The 369-nt window shown below is 69.1% G+C and carries 1 pseudogene; it reads right to left on the bottom strand.

Annotated elements, in window-relative coordinates:
* Positions 1-369, bottom strand: a pseudogene (locus IG84_RS0137370) (hypothetical protein); the annotation flags it as partial.

Raw genomic sequence — 369 nt, 5'->3', positions numbered from 1 at the left:
GCGATGACGTCGCCGAGGGCCTCGTGCGCGAGGACCGACGACACCGTGATGTCGATCTTCTGGGCGGGGCTGGCCTTGCGGAGCACGTACAGCCCGGACGGCCGTTCGGCCTTGCGGGTGTTCTCGATGTGTGACTGCGTCATCTCGCAGCCGTCGTGCGTGAACGCTGCGGCCCGCTGCCCGTCGGCCGTGTTCCGCTTGAGCACGTCCGTCCGCAGCCGCTCGGCCGCGGCGTGCATCTGCACCATGCGGCGCGTGTACCAGCGGATGACGCGTTCCTCGCCGTACTGGTCCACCCACTCGTCGACCTCGGTGTCCCAGTACGGCGGGTCGGCGTACAGCCGGACGACGTCGTAGCGGTGCATCAAC

The organism is Streptomyces ochraceiscleroticus, assembly GCF_000720485.1.
GTDB lineage: Bacteria > Actinomycetota > Actinomycetes > Streptomycetales > Streptomycetaceae > Streptomyces > Streptomyces ochraceiscleroticus.
Note: the sequence above shows the minus strand (reverse complement) of the source record. Positions and strands in the feature narration are given on the sequence as shown.